An 18,660-nucleotide genomic window follows, 5' to 3' on the forward strand; every position below is an offset into this window, starting at 1 on the left:
GTTTGCTTTTTCTTTTTCTTATTTTGCTTCGTGTATTTCTTTCACACGCTTATCGCTCGGCAACAGCCATGTTAACAGCCCTAGGATTGGTAAATAGCTGCAAAACAGCATAATAAACTGAAGGCTGAAGACATCGGCTAATTTACCGAATACAACAGCTCCTAAAGCTCCCATCCCAAAAGCAAGACCTACAATTAAGCCGGAAACCAAGCCAATTTTCCCCGGCATCAGCTCTTGAGCATAGACGACCGTGACGCTGAAACTTGACTGGAGAATAAAGCCGATTAGTATTAAAAGAGGCGCTGCGACTCCGAGAGAAACGTGAGGGAGTAATAAAGTAAACGGTACTGACCCTAACATAGAAAACAATAAAATATTTCGTTTTCCGAAACGATCGGCAAGCGGACCTCCAAAGAATGTTCCAAACACCCCTGCAATCATAAATAAAAAAACGTAAAGCTGAGCGCTTTTGATAGGCAAATTAAATTTTCCAATAATATAAAACTGAAAGAAATTAAGGATGCCGGCTCCGTACCATGAACGTGCAAAAACAAGAAAAATTAAAAGTCCAATCGCAAAAATAATTTGCTTGTTCATCGTAAATGAAGCATCTGACTGCTTTTTCTTCAAGCGTTGACGAGTAGCTAACTCTGATTTATACCATTTAGAGACGCTGTATAGAACCACTACGCCGATACCTGCAATTAACGTAAACCAAATTGTTCCAAACTGACCAAGTCCGATAAAGATAAATGCCGTAAACAGCGGAGCCATCGACTGTCCAGTATTCCCGCCAACTTGATAAATAGACTGTGCCAGCCCCCGCTTTCCTCCTGCTGCCATATACGCTACGCGAGAACCTTCCGGGTGAAAAATAGCGGATCCGAATCCTACAAATAAAACAGATATAATCACAAAATAAAAATTTGGCGCTAAAGCGAGTCCAACCATACCAATCATGCTTAAACACATTGCAATTGGCAATAAAAACGGCGAGGGACGCTTATCGGCAAATACGCCGAATACGGGCTGCATAATCGATGACGTCATGTTTAAAGCAAAGGCAATCCAGCCGATTTGCGTGTAGTTTAAATTCATCGATTTTTCAAGGACTGGAAAAAGTGCCGGTATAACGGACTGCATACAATCATTTAGGAAATGTCCTAAACTAATAGCAAATAAAATACGGTAAATTGTCGCCGGCTGCGCTTGCTTCGTTCGTGCTGCTGCTTGCATTCATAACCCTTCTTTCTTATTTAATCTACATTAAAACTGTTAAAGTCTTACAATGTCTTTTTCTATTATACAGTGAAAAGTAAGATTATAGTTGTTTTCTTTTTTATAAAAAAGGGAAAATTGCCTGTGAGGTGAGAACAGTGAAAAAACATGTGCATATGATTGTAGACGGACGCGTTCAAGGGGTTGGGTTCCGTCACTACACGCAGCTAAAAGCAATGGAATGCTCCATTAACGGATGGGTACGAAATCGAGACGATCAAAAAGTAGAAATTGATGCTGAAGGTGAAGAAAGTAATATCCAAAAATTTATTGAAGAAATTAAAAAAGGTCCCTCGCCGTTCGCTTCTGTCAGCAATGTAGAAGTAAAGGTAGTAAACACCCCTTCCCACACCCATTCTTTTCGCGTAAAGTACAGTTAAAATACTCGCTAAATTAAGATAATTTTTGGTAAAATGGAAAAGTAAGCGATTTTATATCATCTACATATAAGGGGGAAAAAACGATGGTTGAAAACAAAATTGTGTTAATTACAGGTGCAGCTCAAGGTATTGGTTATCAAATTGGTGAGCGCTTTGCTGAAGACGGAGCGACTGTTGTCTTAACTGACTTGAATGAAGACGGAGTTAAGAAAGCAGCAGACAAATTGAAGACAAAAGGCTACGAAGCATTAGGCATTAAAGCAGATGTGACAAATGAAAGTGATATTGAACAAATGATTGCTCAAACGGTTGAAACATATGGCCGCCTTGATGTATTAATTAACAATGCTGGCATGCAATTTGTTTCCCCGCTCGAAGAATTTCCTACTGAAAAATTTGAACTTTTAACGAAAATTATGCTTGTTGCACCTTTTGTTGCGACTAAGCATGCGTTTCCTATTATGAAAAAGCAAAAATTCGGCCGCATTTTGAACATGTCTTCCATTAACGGATTGATTGGTTTCTCAGGAAAAGCGGCATACAACAGTGCTAAGCACGGCGTGATTGGCTTAACGAAAGTGGCTGCTCTTGAAGGTGCGGAGCACGGCATTACGGTAAATGCGATTTGCCCTGGTTATGTTGACACACCGCTTGTTCAAAATCAATTAAAAGATTTAGCACGTACGCGAAATGTAGCGCTTGAAAAAGTGCTAGAAGAAGTTATTTATCCTCTTGTTCCTCAAAAACGCTTGCTGGCAGTTGATGAAATTGCAGACTACGCAATGTTTTTAGCAAGTGATTTAGCAAAAGGCGTCACCGGCCAAGCTGCTGTGATCGATGGAGGATATACGGCTCAATAAAAAAAGAGTGTCAGTTAGACTGGCACTCTTTTTTTATTTATTGAATTTCAAATTCTCCTAAAGAACCAGTCGTCTGACCTGCTTTTACTGCTTCTGCGTATAAATAATAAGTTCCCGCTGGAAGAGCTTCACCATTAATTTTTCCGTCCCACGTTGCGCTAGAGAATCCTTTTCCTACATTCGTATACGAACTTAACAATTCCCCTTTTTCTAGCGTTGCATCGTAAATGTAATAGCTAAGCTTCTCTGCTCCTCCTGGTAAATAACTGCCGTATTCAAACGAGCCATTTCCTAGTACATCTACATACGCAGAAGTAACGCGAGGATAATCCGGCTCTTTTACAAATAAGATCGTTGGAACATCGTACGTTTCTTTATTGTTACTTACCGTAATTGTGCCTTCGTAATAGCCAGGAGATAATTTCCCTGCATCTACTTTTACATTGAGATTTACTTTTTGCGTTTTTCCTGCATTAACAACTAAATCGTTTGTTGATTTAACGTCAATTGCTTGATGGCTTTTCTTAAATTTCACTTTGACCGAGTATTTTTGACTGTGATTTGATAGATTTTTAATCTTAAAGCTTTGTTTTTCTACTTGTTTCCCTTTATCTTTATAAAAGACGCCGTACGAGTGACTTCCTGGGGTAATAAGCGTTTTTGCTTTAATTGCATCTACTACGCGCATGCTTCCTGCACCCTGCGTATTATGAGGGTAAATGAGCCCGTTGCGGTCACGAAGCAGTTCCGTTGTGTTCATTAAAGATGCTTTTACGTCTTCTACTTTATAATTGGGATGCGCCTGTAAAATTAACGCTGCTGCTCCTGCTACGTGCGGTGCGGCCATGCTTGTGCCTTGTTTTGATCCATATCCATGAGGATTGCTTGGATCATTGGTTGGCACTGTACTGATAATATCGACTCCCGGTGCCGAAATGTCCGGCTTAATCATCCACGTATCCACAACCGGTCCGCGAGATGAAAAGTCAGCCATTGTTTCATCGACTGTCTGATTAAAGGTTGCAGTAAAAGAGCCCGTGACGGATCCTTTTGCTAAAGAAGATATCAAAGCTTGTCCATCGGCTTTCGATAGGCGAATACTCGGCAGAGATGTACCTGGAATATCAGGAATTGTTCCTTCTACGTTATTGTAAATGACTGTTGCAACAGCGCCAGCTTTTTTCGCATTGTCAACTTTATCTACAAATGCAATGTCACCGCGGGAAATAACCGCTACTTTTCCTTTTACATCCTTTCCTTCAAAATCTTCTGGTTTTCCAAGTCCGACAGGTACAAATTCATAATTTTTACCGCTTGCATCCAGTAACGCCTTGTCGTTTGGAAAGCCCATTACTTCAGCTGAAGCATAGCTTGCGTTATCTACGGTTAATGTCGTTTTATACAAATTGTAAGGAAGCTGAGTCGCACCAACTGAAATAGCTTCACGAGACGTTCCCGGAGAGCCTACTGTCCAGTTAGCTGGTCCACTGTTTCCATTTGATGTAACGGCTACTACTCCTTCTTCCATTGCCCAATCTAATGCAATACTCGTTGCCAAGTCCGGATTATTAATCGTATCTCCAAGCGACAGGTTCATTACATCCGCCCCGTCTTCTACCGCACGTTCAATACCGGCAATCACGTCTTCGGTTGAACCCGTTCCTCCTGGACCTAATACACGATACGCAAGTAAATGAGCATCAGGAGCTATCCCTTTAATTTTTCCGTCCGCTGCAATTGTTCCCGCTACGTGCGTACCGTGCGTTGTGGCTTCGCCTTTTGGATCTCCAGCCGGCGTTTCTTGAGGGTCTTTGTCATCATCAACAAAATCCCATCCTTTATATTTCTCAAACGCGGACTTTAAATCCGGGTGGTCGTAATCAACGCCTGTATCGATAACGGCTACGGTCATATTTTTACCTGTATATCCTGATTTCCACGCTTGGTCTGCTCCCACGTAGTAAATGCTTTTATCCATTTCAGAACCGTATTCTTCGGCGCTCACTTCTTTCGATTTTACTTCTGTTGTATGATATTCAACGCTTGGATAAATAGCTTTTACTCCGGGTAAACTTGCTACTTTTTCAAGGTCATTAGCCGGAAGTTCCGCTGAAAACCCGGAAAACACTTGGTCGTATTCTCGCTTTACTTTTGAAGTTTTAGAAGCTTTTGAAAGTTCTTTTTTCACTTCGTCACGCGCTTTTTTAATCTTTCCTTTACTTTGCGCTACTCCTTTTTTCTTTGCTTCCGCTACAGACTCTTCATTTAACTCCACAATAACTTTTACTTTTTTAGCCGACTTTAAGTTATAGTCTCCTTGAATTTTAACTAGTGACGGTTCCAGCGCCGGCTTTGAATTCCCGTTAGCCGATGCTCCCATTGCAAAAGAAGATAAAGCAACGGAAAATGCTACTGTACTCAATACAGCCCGAATTGATACTTTCTTCATCGTTTTTCCCTCTCCATTTCTCTCTATAATTCGTACGACTATGTATGTCTTCATCCCCAAAACATACGCATCTTTTACTTAGCTAATGAGCTAAAAACTAGAATAGTATGGAAGTTCTATATATTACTATAAAATCCTTGAGTCTATGGAATCATTTTATATATTTCTCCAAACTGAGCACTACTGCTCAAAAAAGGAAGAATTTTGTCTGTTTTTCGCTTTTTCAGCACTTTTTTATTCCTAAAATTATGAAGGAATTAGATGAATATACAAGAATACTGACGATTCTCTGTTAATTTAGCTATTTCGATGAGGGACTCATTCCTACTTTCTCTTCGTTTACTTATAAGGTTTTTTTATTATTTTAAGAAAATTGTTCTTATAAGCGTTTTTTATTTTATTAATTATTATTTAGAACATAGTTTAATTAAATATTAAATATCGCATTTAATTAAATGAAATTTTTAAAAATTACGAATAATAAAAGTAGTTCGTGCAGATACTAACGTCAACGCTCGCAAAAAGGGAGGTATGATTATGATAGATTTAAATTTCATCCTACTCATCCTTGATCTTCTTTCATCGCTTGTCACGATTGGCATCTACTTTACAACTAAGTAAATGCTTAACCTTCTTTTTACTCTTCTAGCGTATGTACTTAAGCTATCACAAAAAAGAAGCAAGCCAATTTTTACTGGCTTGCTTCAACTATATAATAAAGTAGTTAGAGTGGAAGGGATTTATCCCCGTCTTCCGCCTCTGCCACCTCGTTTTGATTCAGTGCTGCGTTTTAGTGTAGATAAATTATCTTCACTATCTTTTAAGAAACGCGCCATTTTTTGTTCGAAGTTTTCCTTTGGTTGGAAGTTGCTTTTAGAACGATTATCATTATTTCTTGCCTGACGTGGCGGGCGTTGTGAATAAGAAGATGAGGGTCTTTCCGGTTTATCTATCGCTTTTTTAATCGATAATCCAATTTTTCCGTCTTTCTCATTAACGACTTTCACTTCAATTTCTTGACCAACTTTAAGATGGTCATTAATGTCTTTTACATAGCTGTCAGCTACCTCACTAATATGTACAAGTCCAGTTTGACCTCCAGGTAATTCTACAAATGCTCCAAAATTAGTAATACCTGTTACTTTACCTTGTACCTTGCTACCTACTTCAACTGCCATAAAAAATGTTCCTCCTCAATAATATTAAAAGCACTTCATTATACCAAAGTGCGTAAGAATAACAAAGTGTGTATGAGAAAACAATTTGTTAAATTACGCTTTTTTCGCCACTTTTTTGTTTTATGAAAGAAATCAGTCAAAATAATGCCCATATTAGATATACCTAATATGGGCATTTCTCTCATTTCCACCATTCATCAAACATGCTAGCCGGTAACTGACGCTTATGTTCAGTAATACGATAGCGCTGTTCAATTTTTTCAGCGGCTTCTTGTGATACTTCTTTTCCTTCCAAATAATCGTCTAGTTCATCATAAGAAATTCCTAGTTCCGTTTCATCAGATTGACCAGGACTATTATCTAATAAGTCAGCGGTTGGTACTTTTTCGTACAATCGTTTATCTGCACCTAATTCTTTTAGCAATGCTTTTCCTTGACGTTTTGTTAATCCCGTTAGAGGCAGCACGTCTGCTCCACCATCTCCATATTTTGTAAAAAAGCCTGTTACTGCTTCTGCTGCATGATCGGTTCCGATAACTAAAAGGCCGTTTTCTCCTCCGATTGCATACTGTACAATCATACGCGTACGTGCTTTGACATTTCCTTTATGAAAATCAGACAGCGCTATATCTGTCGCACCTGTAAACGAACTTTCAAATGCTTCCACCGTGTTTTTAATATTAAATGTATATGTTTCATTAGGTTTAATAAATTCTAGTGACGCCTTCGCATCCGCTTCATCATGCTGCGTGCCATGAGGCAAGCGAACGGCTACAAATTTTGCTTCATATTCTTCTTTTTGCAATTCGTCTACAGCAATCTGCGCTAATCGTCCAGCTAAACTAGAGTCCTGCCCTCCGCTTATACCTAATACAAAGCCTTTTGCATTTGCTGACTTTAGGTAGTTTTTCAAAAAATCAACGCGGGCACGAATTTCTTGTGCTGGATCAATTTCAGATTTCACATGTAGTTCTTTTCTTATTTTTTCTTGCATGTCTGACATGATACATGCTCTCCTTCCATTATATGTAGATTCCTTACTGATACAATCCATGTTTTTTACTATAAAAATAACAGAGATCAGGCATTAAATATCGTGGTTCTCCGCCCCTGGCAAATTCTTGACGAATATAAGTAGAGCTGATTTCCATTGCTAGCCCCTTATCAAGAAGCTGAAACCGGCCGTCGTCATAATTTCGAAGCAAAGGAGAATGACTAATAGCTTTCAACATGTCTATTCCCTCTCTTGCCATGATGATAAACTGGTTTTCACTAATAAGTTCATCTGCTTTCTTCCACTTGCCCTCACCAATATCTTGCAGTAAGTCGGCTCCCATAATAAAAAATAAGTCAGCTTGGGGAAGCAATTTTTTAAAATGCTCCATAGTGTAGTATGTGTAATGATAGCCGGGCAATACGTCTAGCTCATACGTATCGAGCAAAAATTTCGGGTTGTCTTTAATCGCTAAGCTAACCATATTTACACGGTGTTCATCGGACGTTTGAAGCTTTTTATCTGTCCGTTTGTGCGATGAAGGCAAGAAGATAATAGCATCTAACTTCTTTCGATGCGCAACCGTTGATGCCGTCCAAAGATGAACGTTGGTAACCGGATCAAAAGAAGAACCATAAATCCCAATTTTCGCTCCTTTTTCTAGGAGCGTATCTATTTTCTTATCAGGGTTTAGCTGTTGAAAATAAGCAAGCGTATCTGACATGTCTCCAGCTCCCTACTATTTTTTATTTAGGGCTTCCGCTACTTTTTGTTTTACGTACGCAATTTGACGCGTTTTATTTTCCCAACACTTTTCGCTTAAATCTACTGGATATTCTTCTGGATTGCGCGTGCGCTTATATTCATCCCAAAGCAGCTCTAAATTATCTTTTACGTACTGCTGAATTTCCTGAAGTTCTTCTGTTTCATACACAAGCTTTCCGTTTACAAAGATATCATGATGAAGTTCTTTTGCCTCAAAATTTGTGACGAATTTACTGATAAACGTATGAACAGGATGGAACATTTTTAAACGCTCTTCGCTTTGAGGGTCTTCGTCTTCCATCGTAATATAATCCCCTTCAGATTTCCCATTCAAATTATTAATAATACGATATACGCGCTTTAACCCTGGTGTACTGACTTTTTCAGGATTCGCACTAATTTTAATCGTATCCATCATCTCGCCATTTTCTCCTTCAATAGAGACGAGTTTATACACTGCTCCAAGCGCCGGCTGATCATATGCAGTAATGAGCTTCGTACCAATTCCCCACATATCTATCTGTGCACCTTGCGACTTTAAATGCATAATCGTATCTTCATCTAAATCGTTGGAAGCAACAATTTTTGTCTCTGTAAACCCTGCTTCATCCAACATTTGACGAGCTTTTTTAGACAAATAAGTTAAATCGCCGCTGTCTAAACGAATTGCCGTAAAATTAATTTTGTCTCCTAATTCTTTTGCTACTTTGATCGCATTGGGAACTCCTGATTTTAACGTATCGTACGTATCAACTAGAAACACACAGTTTTTATGGCGACGAGCGTATTTATGAAATGCAATATATTCATCTTTATAAGCTTGCACCATTGCATGGGCATGCGTTCCTGCAACTGGAATTCCAAATTTCTTTCCTGCACGCACGTTAGAAGTAGCACCAAATCCGCCAATATAGGCTGCTCTTGTTCCCCAAATAGCAGCATCCATTTCTTGAGCGCGTCGCGTTCCAAACTCCATTGCCACTTGATCTCCTACTACATGTTTGATTCGGGCTGCTTTTGTTGCAATCAGCGTTTGGTAATTCACAATATTTAATATCGCTGTTTCTACAAGCTGAGCTTCAATTAACGGTGCCTCTACACGTAAAATTGGTTCATTATGAAACACAAGCTCACCTTCACGCATACATCGAATTGTCCCAGTGAATGTAAGGTCTTTTAAGTAAGCTAAATAATCTTCTTTAAAACCTAATTCTTCGTGCAAGTACGTTAAATCAGATTCGCTAAATTTAAATGCTTTAATATATTCAATAATTCTTTCTAATCCAGCAAAAACAGCATACCCATTTCCAAAAGGAAGTTTGCGGAAAAAAACTTCAAAAACAGCCTTCTTTTGATGAATGTTATCTTCCCAATACGTTTCTCCCATATTAATTTGATATAGATCGGTGTGTAACATTACGCTGTCATCTGTAAACATATTCATTGATTTCCTCCACTTTTATGTCCTTAAATAATTTCTGCTCCGAGGCAAGATTTAAAGTGTTCGAGCGCCCACTCATGGCCTTTTTGATTAAAGCTCGCTACGGCTTTTTCATAAATATAAATAGCAAATCCTTTATTATAAGCATCTACTGCTGTATGAAGTACACAGATATCCGTACATACACCTGCTAAGTAGACATCGGTAATCTGTCTTTCTCGCAGTTTAATCTCCAGATCTGTTCCAGCAAATGCGCTGTATCTCGTTTTATTTATCCATTCTACATTTGCCTTTGATTGATACACATTATATAAATCATTTAACTTTCCGTATAGCTTCCTGCCTGCAGAACCTTCAATATTATGAGGCGGAAACAGCGCTGATTCTGGATGCAAGGAATCATTTTCTTTATGAAAATCAATAGCAAAGACGACATACTCGCCTTGCTCAATAAATTGACGCGTGATATCGCTTATGGATATTTCAATGTGTCGCCCTGGTTCTCCGCATGTCAAAGCCCCGTTTTCAGCTACAAAATCATTGGTATAATCAATGTTAATCAGTGCTTTTTTCATTGTGTTTCCCCCTCATAAATAAAAATTAACAGTTAACATATTGTTAATTATTTGAATTGAAAGTTTTTTCTTTTAATAGCGTGCTGTATAGATTGGCTTCATCACATTCATCTCAACAAACCGGTAGAGCTTTGTTGGCTTTTTAGACGTTCTCGTCGTTGTTTTTCCGTCTACTTCTTCAATGAATGGCAGCATTCTTATTTTTCGTGCAAACGCCTGATCACTTTTAATTGCCGCATCATCCGTTACGGTAAGCAGCACAGCCTGCAGTTCAGAGTATGTAAACTGAGAAGGCAGAAACTTCTGAGCAATAGTCGTTTGCAATAAATCTTTCTTAATTTCCTTGATTGCATCTCGAATGATGATTTCATGATCAAAAGCTAAAGGCAATGAAAAGATTTCATCTATTTTAAATAATTCAACTCGAGCAGCATCATCATTCGCTTTTCGTTTTATTAGACTATCTTCTGGGACAATTGCATAATGTGCGTTTGTGATGACCCATCCCCTATCGTCTCTTCCGGGCTCATCATAGACACCATAGTGTTTTAAATGGATATCGTTCACGCCCGTTTCTTCTTCGAGCTCTCTTTTAGCCGCTTCAAAAGCTGATTCATCAGGATGGACAAATCCGCCGGGAAGCGCCCACTTTCCTGCTTCGCTGTTCTTTTCTCCCTCCGCGTTTAGCATTGCTCGCTGGATAAGCATTAATTTTAAATTCATTTTAGGTGGTTTGTATGGTTCTTTTTCTTCCGTCACAATCGTAAATACAGCAATATCTGACGTATAGCCATAGGGTTTAGGGTATTCTTTTTTCATTTGATTCGTCATTGCTTTTTTGTTCGACATTCAGCATTTCTCCTGATCACTCTTTTTACAATTAACAATATGATTAATGTTAATTATATTTGTTTTATGGAAAATGTCAATACTTTTCCCACTAATTATAAAGAGAAGGTAATTTATGTTGTAAATAACGTTATGTTTCGTATTTTTTAGAGTTTATATGCATAAAAAGCCGAGTGAAGAAGTTCTCATTCCCCCTCTTCCCTCAGCTTTTCTCCCTTTTAATTAACGTGCTGCTAAACCAATCATCATTTTACCGTCTTTAAAATATTCAATGACATAGTCAACAGACGGACAGTAAATAAACGCTTCTTCTGTAAGATCAGCTGTTTGTTGGAAAAACGTTAGAGCCTGAGCTAAATCGACGCTTACGGCTTTAGTTGCTCGTTTCCAAAATAAAACAACCTGATGTTCTTTTATATTCATCTCTTGAAGCCATTTTTTGATTTCTTCAATATGCCGGGCGGACTTTTTAATTAATACTTTTCTCCAATTAATTTGCATGATTGTTAAAAAAGGAAAGGTGTTTGAAAGTTTTTCGAAGTAAATGCTTGTCTGCTTTTTCGTTAGCAAATCTGCACTGTTACCCAATGTTTGAATATAATGTTCTACTTTTGTCATAATCATCCTCCAGTCGAAATTGGAGTTTGCTAGAATTTTCAGAGACGTTCTCTACTCTTCTTGCTAAAAATCCTGCAGCTTTCCAACCGTGCTTTTTCTCAACAATGTTTAAATTTCACCTTTTTATACAAATTATTCAAAATAATTTGTGTATTTTAGTTTACCATAAAACTTAATTCTTGACTTTGTTTATGTAAAACCTTATTTGTGTTTCGACCAAAGAACGAATTCCATAGAAGAAAAGCTATAAAAAAGTTGACATTAACATTTATAAAAGTTAATATACTTACTAAAAGTAACTTAATTGCATATAACAAACAAGGTGAAGAAAATGAACTATCAAACAGATGTGTGTATAATAGGAGCCGGACCAGGCGGTGCTCTACTAGCCTATCTACTGGCTAAACAAAATATATCAACTATACTGATAGAGAGATCTGATAAGCTTGGAAAAGAATTTCGAGGCGAACATTTAAATAAAGATGGAGAAATGATTCTTAAAAAACATCATATATTTGAAGAAATTGAAAGCTTAGGCCTCCTTCGAATGTCTAGGGTCGAATACTGGAAAGATGGACATGTATTCAAAACGATAGAATCTGAACTTGGACATGCAGGAATTCATGTTCCACAGCAGCATCTTCTTCAGTCTATAGATAGCCGAGCAAGCAGCCATCCCTCCTACAAACTTATGCTGGGCACAAAAGTAACGGAGCTAACGCAAAATGAAAAAGGACAATATACTGGAATAAAAGCTCAGCAAAAAGGCCGGGGTGAAATAATAGTTGAAAGTAAAATCATTATTGGAGCAGATGGTCGATATTCAACTGTTCGCAAACTTGCGCACATAAAAAACAATATTCATAATCATGGATACGATTTGCTTTGGGCGAAAATTCCTGCACCTGCCAACTGGGAGCCTTCTATTAAATTTGCGCTTGTGAAGCAGCAGCAGGTAGCGCTTTTTTCTCAAGCAAAAGGCTTTGTTCAAATCGGATGGAATATTGAAAAAGGCAGCTATCCTGCTCTTCGAAAACAATCCTTTAAACCGTTTATTCAGCGTTTAATAGAGGCTTTCCCTAGCTTAAACCTTTCAATTGAAAGGTTTATTAAGTCGTGGTCAGACTTTACGCTTCTTTCTGTGCAAAGCAGCATGAGCGAAGTGTGGTCAAAACATCACCTGCTCTTGTTAGGTGATGCTGCTCATACGATGACTCCTACTGGCGCTTTTGGATTAAACGAGTCATTAAAAGATGCTGACTTACTGTCTGACTTACTGCATCAAGTTTTTTATCAAAACAAAGAGATTTCAAAAACATTGAGACAGTTTGAACAGAAAAGAAAGCCAAGATTAATAACTCTTGAACGTATTCAGTTTCAGCGAGAAAAAGAATTCCCGTCTCATTTTATTTCTTCTTAAGTCAACAAAAAAGAGATTCCATAGATAAATGGAATCTCTTTTTTGCAATCATGATTTTTTAGCAGTTGTGCTATGTAAGTTCTCTTTTATGTATATTCCGCGAAGTTAATCTTGCTTTGCCCGCTGCCATTTTTGAAATTCAAGAAATTGTTTAAACTGCTCTTTGCTTATTCCTGACTCCGCTGCTTCTTTTGCTAACTCAAGCCACTCATTATCAATATCCAACGATTCAGATTTACCCATAGGCTCATGAATCAATCTATCAATACTCACGTTCAATGAGGTAGAAATTTTGTTTAGAAATTGAATAGATGGGTTGAGCTGAATTCCTCTTTCTACTGAAGATATGTACGATTTAGCAACACCCGCTCGGTTTGCAAGTTCTGTTAGCGACATTCCCTGTTTCGTTCTAAGATCTCGAATACGTTGGCCAATTGTCATTATAATCACCCTTACTAATGCTTACTTATCGATAATAATACCATAATTTCACTTTACCGTGCATTATAAATAAACGTTCTTACCATAAAAGGGTGATTATACATCTAAAAAAGGATGATTATGCATCTAGTGAAAATAGCTTGAGACTGGTTATAAAGGTTATCTATACTTGGGAACGATTTATCCCCTTATCATTGTATCGGCTAAGAATTTGAACTAATACTTTGTAAAAATTGTCTAACTTCCTCGATGCTTATACCTGTTTCTTTTGCTTCCATTATGAGCATAACCCATTCTAAGTCCAACGCTTTTTCGTCTTTAAGATTCATAACTCTACTCCTTTCTTCTTTCTATAAAATTGATAACGTTTTCTTTTTACTGTTTTTGGGCATTTTCCCTTATTTCTCACTATGGTTTTACAGTATAATGGATATTACTAGAACATTAGACATTTTTTAATTACTAAAAGCACCAATTTTTTTGAAATTTTTGTCTATTCTTATCATAATAATTTTACCGTTACACAAACGCTACAGTTAGACACTAGGAGGATTGTTTTTATGCCTTTTCTGCATACGGCGACAGAAAAAATTTACTATGAAGTTCATTCGCCTGTATTCACTGACAAGACAGAAACCATTGTTATGATTCATTCTGTTATTACTGATCATACGCTTTTTGATTCCATTACTGCGGAATTAACCCAACATTACCGTGTTATTCATTACGATTTGAGAGAGACAGGAAATAGCGCCTCCGCTACAGGAGAATTATCGTTTGAGGCTCATATTGAAGATCTTTTCCACTTATTACATACGTTGCATATAAAGAAATGTTACTTAGTTGGCGTGGGATTTGGAGGACAAATCGCTGTTAAATTTGCTGCACGCTATGAGTTTCTTGTTGAAGGACTGATACTACTGTCTCTTCCTTTTTATTCAGATAGCACCATTCAAAAGATTAAGAGATGTTACAACGAAGAAAGCAAAAATCAAATACCGGTAAATAAAATCCTTGAATTAGGCAAACTGGAAAGTCTGGAATATACAAACATGCAAGAGGTTATTGAAAGACTTAAACAAATGGATCCCAATGTATATTTCTGCTTCGTTAAACTTTCTATTACAGCCAGTCTATTTCAAGAGCTAAGCAGCATTTCACTTCCTGTACTCACTGTATCTGGCCAACATGATTTGCTGTTTTCATCTCAGTATCTGATTTCAAAAACGATGTTTTTAAAAAACTACAGTCATATGACCATACCTAACGCACATTCTTTGTTTCTAGTAAAAGAAAAAACAGCTTTATTCAGAGAAATTGTCGTAGATTTTATTAAAAGTAATACATACCAGCTCCCTTCTTTAAAGAATGATTCTATGAAAATACTAAAAAACTGGGAAAGTGATACGGCTATAGACATACAAAAAGACTTCCATGCCCACACACCCTCTCTTAAAGTAGATTTCTTGTACTCTTTTTCCGTCTATGTAAATGGTCAGCTTATTACAGAAGGCTGGAATAAGCGCTTTGCTCAAGAAATTTTACTATATCTTATTTTTCACCATTCTATCAGCAGAGAACAGCTATGCGAAGCGCTGTGGCCCGAAATGCCTTTAAGCAACGCCAAAAAGAATTTACGCGTCTACTTGTCTCATTTAAAAAAATTATTGAACGCAGAAAATTCAGAGCCGGTTTTACTTGTTAACAGGCAGCTCATTTCTTTAAATACAGATGTGTCAAGCGATGGATTAGATTTACTAACTGACCTTCAGTGGATAACCGAACAGTCTGACCCGGCGCTGAAATTCAAGGAAGCTGAACAGCGACTGCATCAATTAGTTCCTCATTATTTAACAACGATTTATGACGATTGGTTCCTTGATATCCGAGTGAAAATAGAGATTATTCTTCTTGATCTATTAATATGGATGAAAGAATGGCTTTGTGAAAATGGAAAAGTTTCAAAAGCCGTATTTTTACTTATTAAATTTATTGATTTAGTAGAAGAAAAGGAATTCATTTATGATGAAATTGTCGATTGCTATATCAAGCTCGATAACAATGAAAAATCAGAGTACTGGCTGGATCAAAAAATGCGGTATTTAGTTGAATAAAAAGGATGTGAATACATGAATTCGTACTGTGAGATGGTGTTTAATCAGATACACGTCAACATCCATTCTCTAACCGCAATCATTGATGAGGTTACAGAAGAAGAGCTTGCCTATCGTCCCCTCCCTCACAAGCGGTCTATTCAAGAACTGCTGCAGCATTTATGTCTCATTTGTAGTGCAGACTATTATATTTCCTTAGGCTACTCTGCAGATAAAATGAATGACTTTTATCTGCAGCATCCAGCTTATACAAACCTTGAACTCAAAACAGCTTTAATAGATGGTTTTAACCAGCTAAAAGCAGACTACTCTTCTTTTGACGAACAAAAGCTATTTTCACTGCAGACATCCTATTGGGGATGTACGTATACGCACTTTGAATGGCTGCTTGAAATTCAGTCTCATTTATATCATCACCGTGCAGAACTGTATACGCTTCTAACCTGTTACCGCAGAAACCAATTGGATGTCGTGCTTTTTGAGTGATATAATTTTCACTTTCAATATTTCCTTAGCTTTTTAGAGGCCTAAAGGAAGCTTCTTTTAGTTATTTACCATTTTCCATCCATTATGAAATATAATTTGTATATAGAAAGCATTAAAAGAAAAAGAGGTTGGCTTATGAAAGAAACAATTGTTGCAGCTTTAAAGAAAATTGAAGAAGATTACGACGTGAAGATATTATACGCTTGTGAATCTGGAAGTAGAGCATGGGACTTTCCATCTAAAGATAGTGATTATGATGTTAGATTTATTTATATTCATAAGAAAAATAAGTATTTAAGCATTGATCCAATCGGTGTAGGTAAAAAGCGAGATGTAATAGAGCTACCTATTAATGACCTGTTAGATGTTAGCGGCTGGGACTTAACCAAGACATTAAAACTTTTCAGAAAATCAAACCCACCTTTACTAGAATGGATGCAATCAAACATTGTATATTACAAGGCGTATTCAACATTTGATAAAATGAAAGAACTACATTCTAACATCTTTACTCCTACTTCTTGTATATACCACTATTTAAATATGGCTAGAAATAACTTTAGAGAGTATTTGCAAGGTGATGAAGTAAAAATCAAAAAATATTTTTACGTTTTAAGACCTGTGTTAGCTGCTAAGTGGATTGAACAATATAACGAATTTCCTCCGCTAGAATTCCCTATTCTCTTAGAGAAACTGTTACCAGAAGGAGAATTAAAAAAAGAAGTTAGCAAGCTGTTAAAGCGGAAAATTAGTGGTGATGAGTTAGATTTAGAACCACGCATTAATGTTATTAATGAATTTTTAAACTTAGAAATTCACCGTTTAGACAAATACGTCCGAACTTTATCTGTAGAATTAGATGACCCTACATATGAATTAGATCAATTGTTTAGAGATACTTTAGACGAAGTTTGGAACTAAGTATAAAACAAAAAGGCTTATCCCTAATGCAATTAGCAGCGGATAAACCTTTTATTTATAATTTCTATTAAAGCGGTATATTATTATTCGTATTTTTTGTTTCATTCAAATAGCTCTCCACATATATTTGTTCTGCATCTGTAGCATTTTTAATTCCATCCTCCGGACTAAATTCAATGTTTCTCCTTATTGCTACACGATCTGCAATGTAACCCATTGCTAACAAAAACACTATACATCCGCCTGCCCATAGCCACATTGTCATTTTAATACCCCCTTTTTCTTCTTTAATTCACCTAGCGTCGCGTAATACAGCATATATCCTCCGCAGGATAAAAACCCTCCAACAAGTAAAATGGCAAGTTTTTTAATAACTATCCCCTCCACATTCTTTTAAACAAAACAGAACTAACAGATGATTCGACTTTATGTTAAACGTTTTTCCGCAAAAAGGAATTTAAATTAACATTCCCTATACTTACTATACGTTATAGCACTAATAAAAGTTTCAGAAAATTACATCAATAATTCCCAAGTTGATTTTCAACAAATCTTATTATAATTTTTTATGTTTCATCCTAAATAATTTCAAAACCGCTGCCAATCTATCTATAAAGCATTCGAGGCTTTACGCCGCTTCAATCAGATTTACTATTATTGCCAGGTGCATTAATTATGATGCCGATTGTGACTGAATGCATCAACCAATTACCTCAACATTTAATTTCTCACGGTACAGCTTTAAATAATACAATTCGTCAAGTTGCAGGTTCAATTGGTACTGCTATACTTGTTACAATTATGACGCAACAAACTACGGAACACCTCGCTAAAGCAATAACAACTTCGACTATAGATATGGTAGTAACGATGTATTCTTATTTGCGACGCTATTGACTCTAGTTGCGTTATTACTCTCTCTCTTCTTACGTACACCAAAGATCAATAGAGAGAAATAATAAAAAGCCGTTTCTTTGGTTAAGAAACGGCTTTTTATTTTAATAAACAATTATATTTAAAGCATATATTTTACATTTGGATATCATATTTAGATTCAAATGCAGACACTTTTTCTTTAGCATCTAAAAATTGTACTTCAGCAGCTTTTGTGTTTTCTTCTAAAGTTGATTTATCCTTACCACTTTCTTTTTGTAGAACTTCTAGCATTTCAACTTGCTTATTTAATGACGAAGTCACGCTAGTGACTGCGGAATTTAATTGATTATATTCTTCAGTACTAAAGCTAGCTTTATATTTCTCCAACTCTTCCTTAATAAGCTTTATTCTTTTCATAGGCATTCCTTGTATAGACTTAATAGCCTCAGTTGCGTCTGCATCAATTTTTTCATAATCGTAGCTATCTGCATTAAAATCTTTGTCTAACTCAATAGTGTTCACCGCATTAAAGTGCTGAGTAATATCCGCTTTAGTTAACACAATATGCATATGAGTACCAATTGCAGCCTCGTACACATCTACTGCCGAACCATAACGCTTCTGAGCTTTTATTGCTTAATCATTACTTAAATGGTCTATCTCAGTTTTTAAGTCTTTTACATGTTTGTCTAGTTCACCATCATCGCCCTGAAGAATATTCTTGCTTTCAATTGACTTTGCTAGTATGTTAAAGTCTGCTTCAAAAACAAGATAATCATCAGATTCCATATATCCTTTTTCTTTTGTATATTCTTCATACTCACTCTCTAATTTAGAGAGTTTTTGTTCGAGTTTTTTCTGCTCTTTCCCCATTTGTTTCTGCTCTTGCTTAGCAGATCCTTGTTTTTGTTCTTCTTTCGTTGATCCACAAGCTACTAAACTAATAGATAGCAAAGATGCTACAAGTCCTAGGCCGATTTTTCTTAAATTCTTCATTTTTTCTCCTTTTTTTGGT

Annotated in this window: 20 protein-coding genes and 1 pseudogene; 7 read left to right on the plus strand and 14 right to left on the minus strand. The window is 36.8% G+C overall.

The window, feature by feature from the left end:
- Positions 1-18 precede the first annotated feature (18 nt).
- Positions 19-1,236: an MFS transporter gene (locus ACNHOZ_RS17670; protein WP_425204611.1), complete on the minus strand. Its 1,218-nt coding sequence runs from the start codon at positions 1,234-1,236 to the stop codon at positions 19-21.
- Between the two features lie 140 nt (positions 1,237-1,376).
- Between ACNHOZ_RS17670 and ACNHOZ_RS17675 the strand changes: the two genes are divergently transcribed.
- Positions 1,377-1,658 carry an acylphosphatase gene (locus ACNHOZ_RS17675; protein ID WP_013083031.1) on the plus strand — a complete coding sequence of 94 codons (282 nt, stop codon included), beginning with the start codon at positions 1,377-1,379 and terminating at the stop codon, positions 1,656-1,658.
- 83 nt (positions 1,659-1,741) lie between these two features.
- Positions 1,742-2,518, plus strand: a complete 777-nt coding sequence (locus ACNHOZ_RS17680; protein WP_013056911.1) for a 3-hydroxybutyrate dehydrogenase — start codon at positions 1,742-1,744, stop codon at positions 2,516-2,518.
- A gap of 37 nt (positions 2,519-2,555) precedes the next feature.
- Here the strand turns inward: ACNHOZ_RS17680 and ACNHOZ_RS17685 are convergent, their stop codons facing one another.
- The 8 genes from ACNHOZ_RS17685 to ACNHOZ_RS17720 form a co-directional block, all read right to left on the minus strand.
- Positions 2,556-4,967 (minus strand): S8 family serine peptidase, encoded by a 2,412-nt coding sequence (locus ACNHOZ_RS17685; RefSeq protein WP_098627176.1) that lies wholly within the window; start codon positions 4,965-4,967, stop codon positions 2,556-2,558.
- Positions 4,968-5,707: 740 nt separating this feature from the next.
- A complete protein-coding gene (locus ACNHOZ_RS17690; RefSeq protein WP_013056909.1) occupies positions 5,708-6,145 on the minus strand; it encodes a S1 domain-containing RNA-binding protein in 438 nt (145 codons plus the stop codon).
- Between the two features lie 181 nt (positions 6,146-6,326).
- Positions 6,327-7,148, minus strand: a complete 822-nt coding sequence (gene nadE, locus ACNHOZ_RS17695) for an ammonia-dependent NAD(+) synthetase (protein WP_168760724.1) — start codon at positions 7,146-7,148, stop codon at positions 6,327-6,329.
- A 34-nt stretch (positions 7,149-7,182) separates the two neighbouring features.
- Entirely contained in the window at positions 7,183-7,863 is a 681-nt protein-coding gene (gene nadD / locus ACNHOZ_RS17700; RefSeq protein WP_221833379.1) for a nicotinate (nicotinamide) nucleotide adenylyltransferase, read from the minus strand.
- A 15-nt stretch (positions 7,864-7,878) separates the two neighbouring features.
- Positions 7,879-9,348, minus strand: coding sequence for a nicotinate phosphoribosyltransferase (locus tag ACNHOZ_RS17705; protein WP_028413473.1), 1,470 nt, complete (start codon positions 9,346-9,348; stop codon positions 7,879-7,881).
- A gap of 23 nt (positions 9,349-9,371) precedes the next feature.
- A complete protein-coding gene (locus ACNHOZ_RS17710; protein ID WP_447697259.1) occupies positions 9,372-9,920 on the minus strand; it encodes a cysteine hydrolase family protein in 549 nt (182 codons plus the stop codon).
- A gap of 72 nt (positions 9,921-9,992) precedes the next feature.
- Entirely contained in the window at positions 9,993-10,769 is a 777-nt protein-coding gene (locus tag ACNHOZ_RS17715) for an NUDIX domain-containing protein (RefSeq protein ID WP_028413475.1), read from the minus strand.
- A gap of 222 nt (positions 10,770-10,991) precedes the next feature.
- A complete protein-coding gene (locus ACNHOZ_RS17720; protein WP_014460246.1) occupies positions 10,992-11,387 on the minus strand; it encodes a CDI toxin immunity protein in 396 nt (131 codons plus the stop codon).
- Positions 11,388-11,718: 331 nt separating this feature from the next.
- Between ACNHOZ_RS17720 and ACNHOZ_RS17725 the strand changes: the two genes are divergently transcribed.
- Complete coding sequence (locus ACNHOZ_RS17725) at positions 11,719-12,807, plus strand: FAD-dependent monooxygenase (protein WP_447697260.1); 1,089 nt, start codon at positions 11,719-11,721, stop codon at positions 12,805-12,807.
- A 105-nt stretch (positions 12,808-12,912) separates the two neighbouring features.
- Here ACNHOZ_RS17725 and ACNHOZ_RS17730 read toward each other — a convergent pair whose 3' ends face one another.
- Positions 12,913-13,248 carry a helix-turn-helix domain-containing protein gene (locus ACNHOZ_RS17730; RefSeq protein WP_063248066.1) on the minus strand — a complete coding sequence of 112 codons (336 nt, stop codon included), beginning with the start codon at positions 13,246-13,248 and terminating at the stop codon, positions 12,913-12,915.
- Positions 13,249-13,451: 203 nt separating this feature from the next.
- Entirely contained in the window at positions 13,452-13,577 is a 126-nt protein-coding gene (locus ACNHOZ_RS17735; protein ID WP_081214008.1) for an anti-repressor SinI family protein, read from the minus strand.
- A gap of 231 nt (positions 13,578-13,808) precedes the next feature.
- Here ACNHOZ_RS17735 and ACNHOZ_RS17740 point away from each other — a divergent pair, with 231 nt between their 5' ends.
- The 3 genes from ACNHOZ_RS17740 (at position 13,809) to ACNHOZ_RS17750 (ending at position 16,769) form a co-directional block, all read left to right on the plus strand.
- Positions 13,809-15,362 carry an alpha/beta fold hydrolase gene (locus tag ACNHOZ_RS17740; RefSeq protein ID WP_447697261.1) on the plus strand — a complete coding sequence of 518 codons (1,554 nt, stop codon included), beginning with the start codon at positions 13,809-13,811 and terminating at the stop codon, positions 15,360-15,362.
- Between the two features lie 15 nt (positions 15,363-15,377).
- On the plus strand, positions 15,378-15,848 hold the full coding sequence (locus tag ACNHOZ_RS17745; protein WP_014460250.1) for a DinB family protein: 471 nt from the start codon (positions 15,378-15,380) through the stop codon (positions 15,846-15,848).
- Positions 15,849-15,983: 135 nt separating this feature from the next.
- The gene (locus tag ACNHOZ_RS17750) at positions 15,984-16,769 is read left to right on the plus strand and encodes a nucleotidyltransferase domain-containing protein (RefSeq protein WP_014460251.1); all 786 of its coding nucleotides are present in this window, start codon (positions 15,984-15,986) and stop codon (positions 16,767-16,769) included.
- A 67-nt stretch (positions 16,770-16,836) separates the two neighbouring features.
- On the opposite strand, the gene ACNHOZ_RS17755 is transcribed toward ACNHOZ_RS17750, so the two are convergent.
- Positions 16,837-17,034, minus strand: coding sequence for a hypothetical protein (locus ACNHOZ_RS17755; RefSeq protein WP_045290429.1), 198 nt, complete (start codon positions 17,032-17,034; stop codon positions 16,837-16,839).
- 332 nt (positions 17,035-17,366) lie between these two features.
- On the opposite strand from ACNHOZ_RS17755, the pseudogene ACNHOZ_RS17760 reads away from it, so the two are divergent.
- Positions 17,367-17,600 (plus strand): annotated as a pseudogene (locus tag ACNHOZ_RS17760) (hypothetical protein); the annotation flags it as partial.
- A gap of 198 nt (positions 17,601-17,798) precedes the next feature.
- On the opposite strand, the gene ACNHOZ_RS17765 reads toward ACNHOZ_RS17760, so the two are convergent.
- Together ACNHOZ_RS17765 and ACNHOZ_RS17770 are read right to left on the minus strand one after the other, a co-directional pair.
- Positions 17,799-18,242 (minus strand): hypothetical protein, encoded by a 444-nt coding sequence (locus ACNHOZ_RS17765; RefSeq protein WP_447697262.1) that lies wholly within the window; start codon positions 18,240-18,242, stop codon positions 17,799-17,801.
- Positions 18,243-18,281: 39 nt separating this feature from the next.
- On the minus strand, positions 18,282-18,641 hold the full coding sequence (locus tag ACNHOZ_RS17770; RefSeq protein WP_230683459.1) for a hypothetical protein: 360 nt from the start codon (positions 18,639-18,641) through the stop codon (positions 18,282-18,284).
- Positions 18,642-18,660 lie beyond the last annotated feature (19 nt).

The organism is Priestia sp. D51, assembly GCF_053345675.1.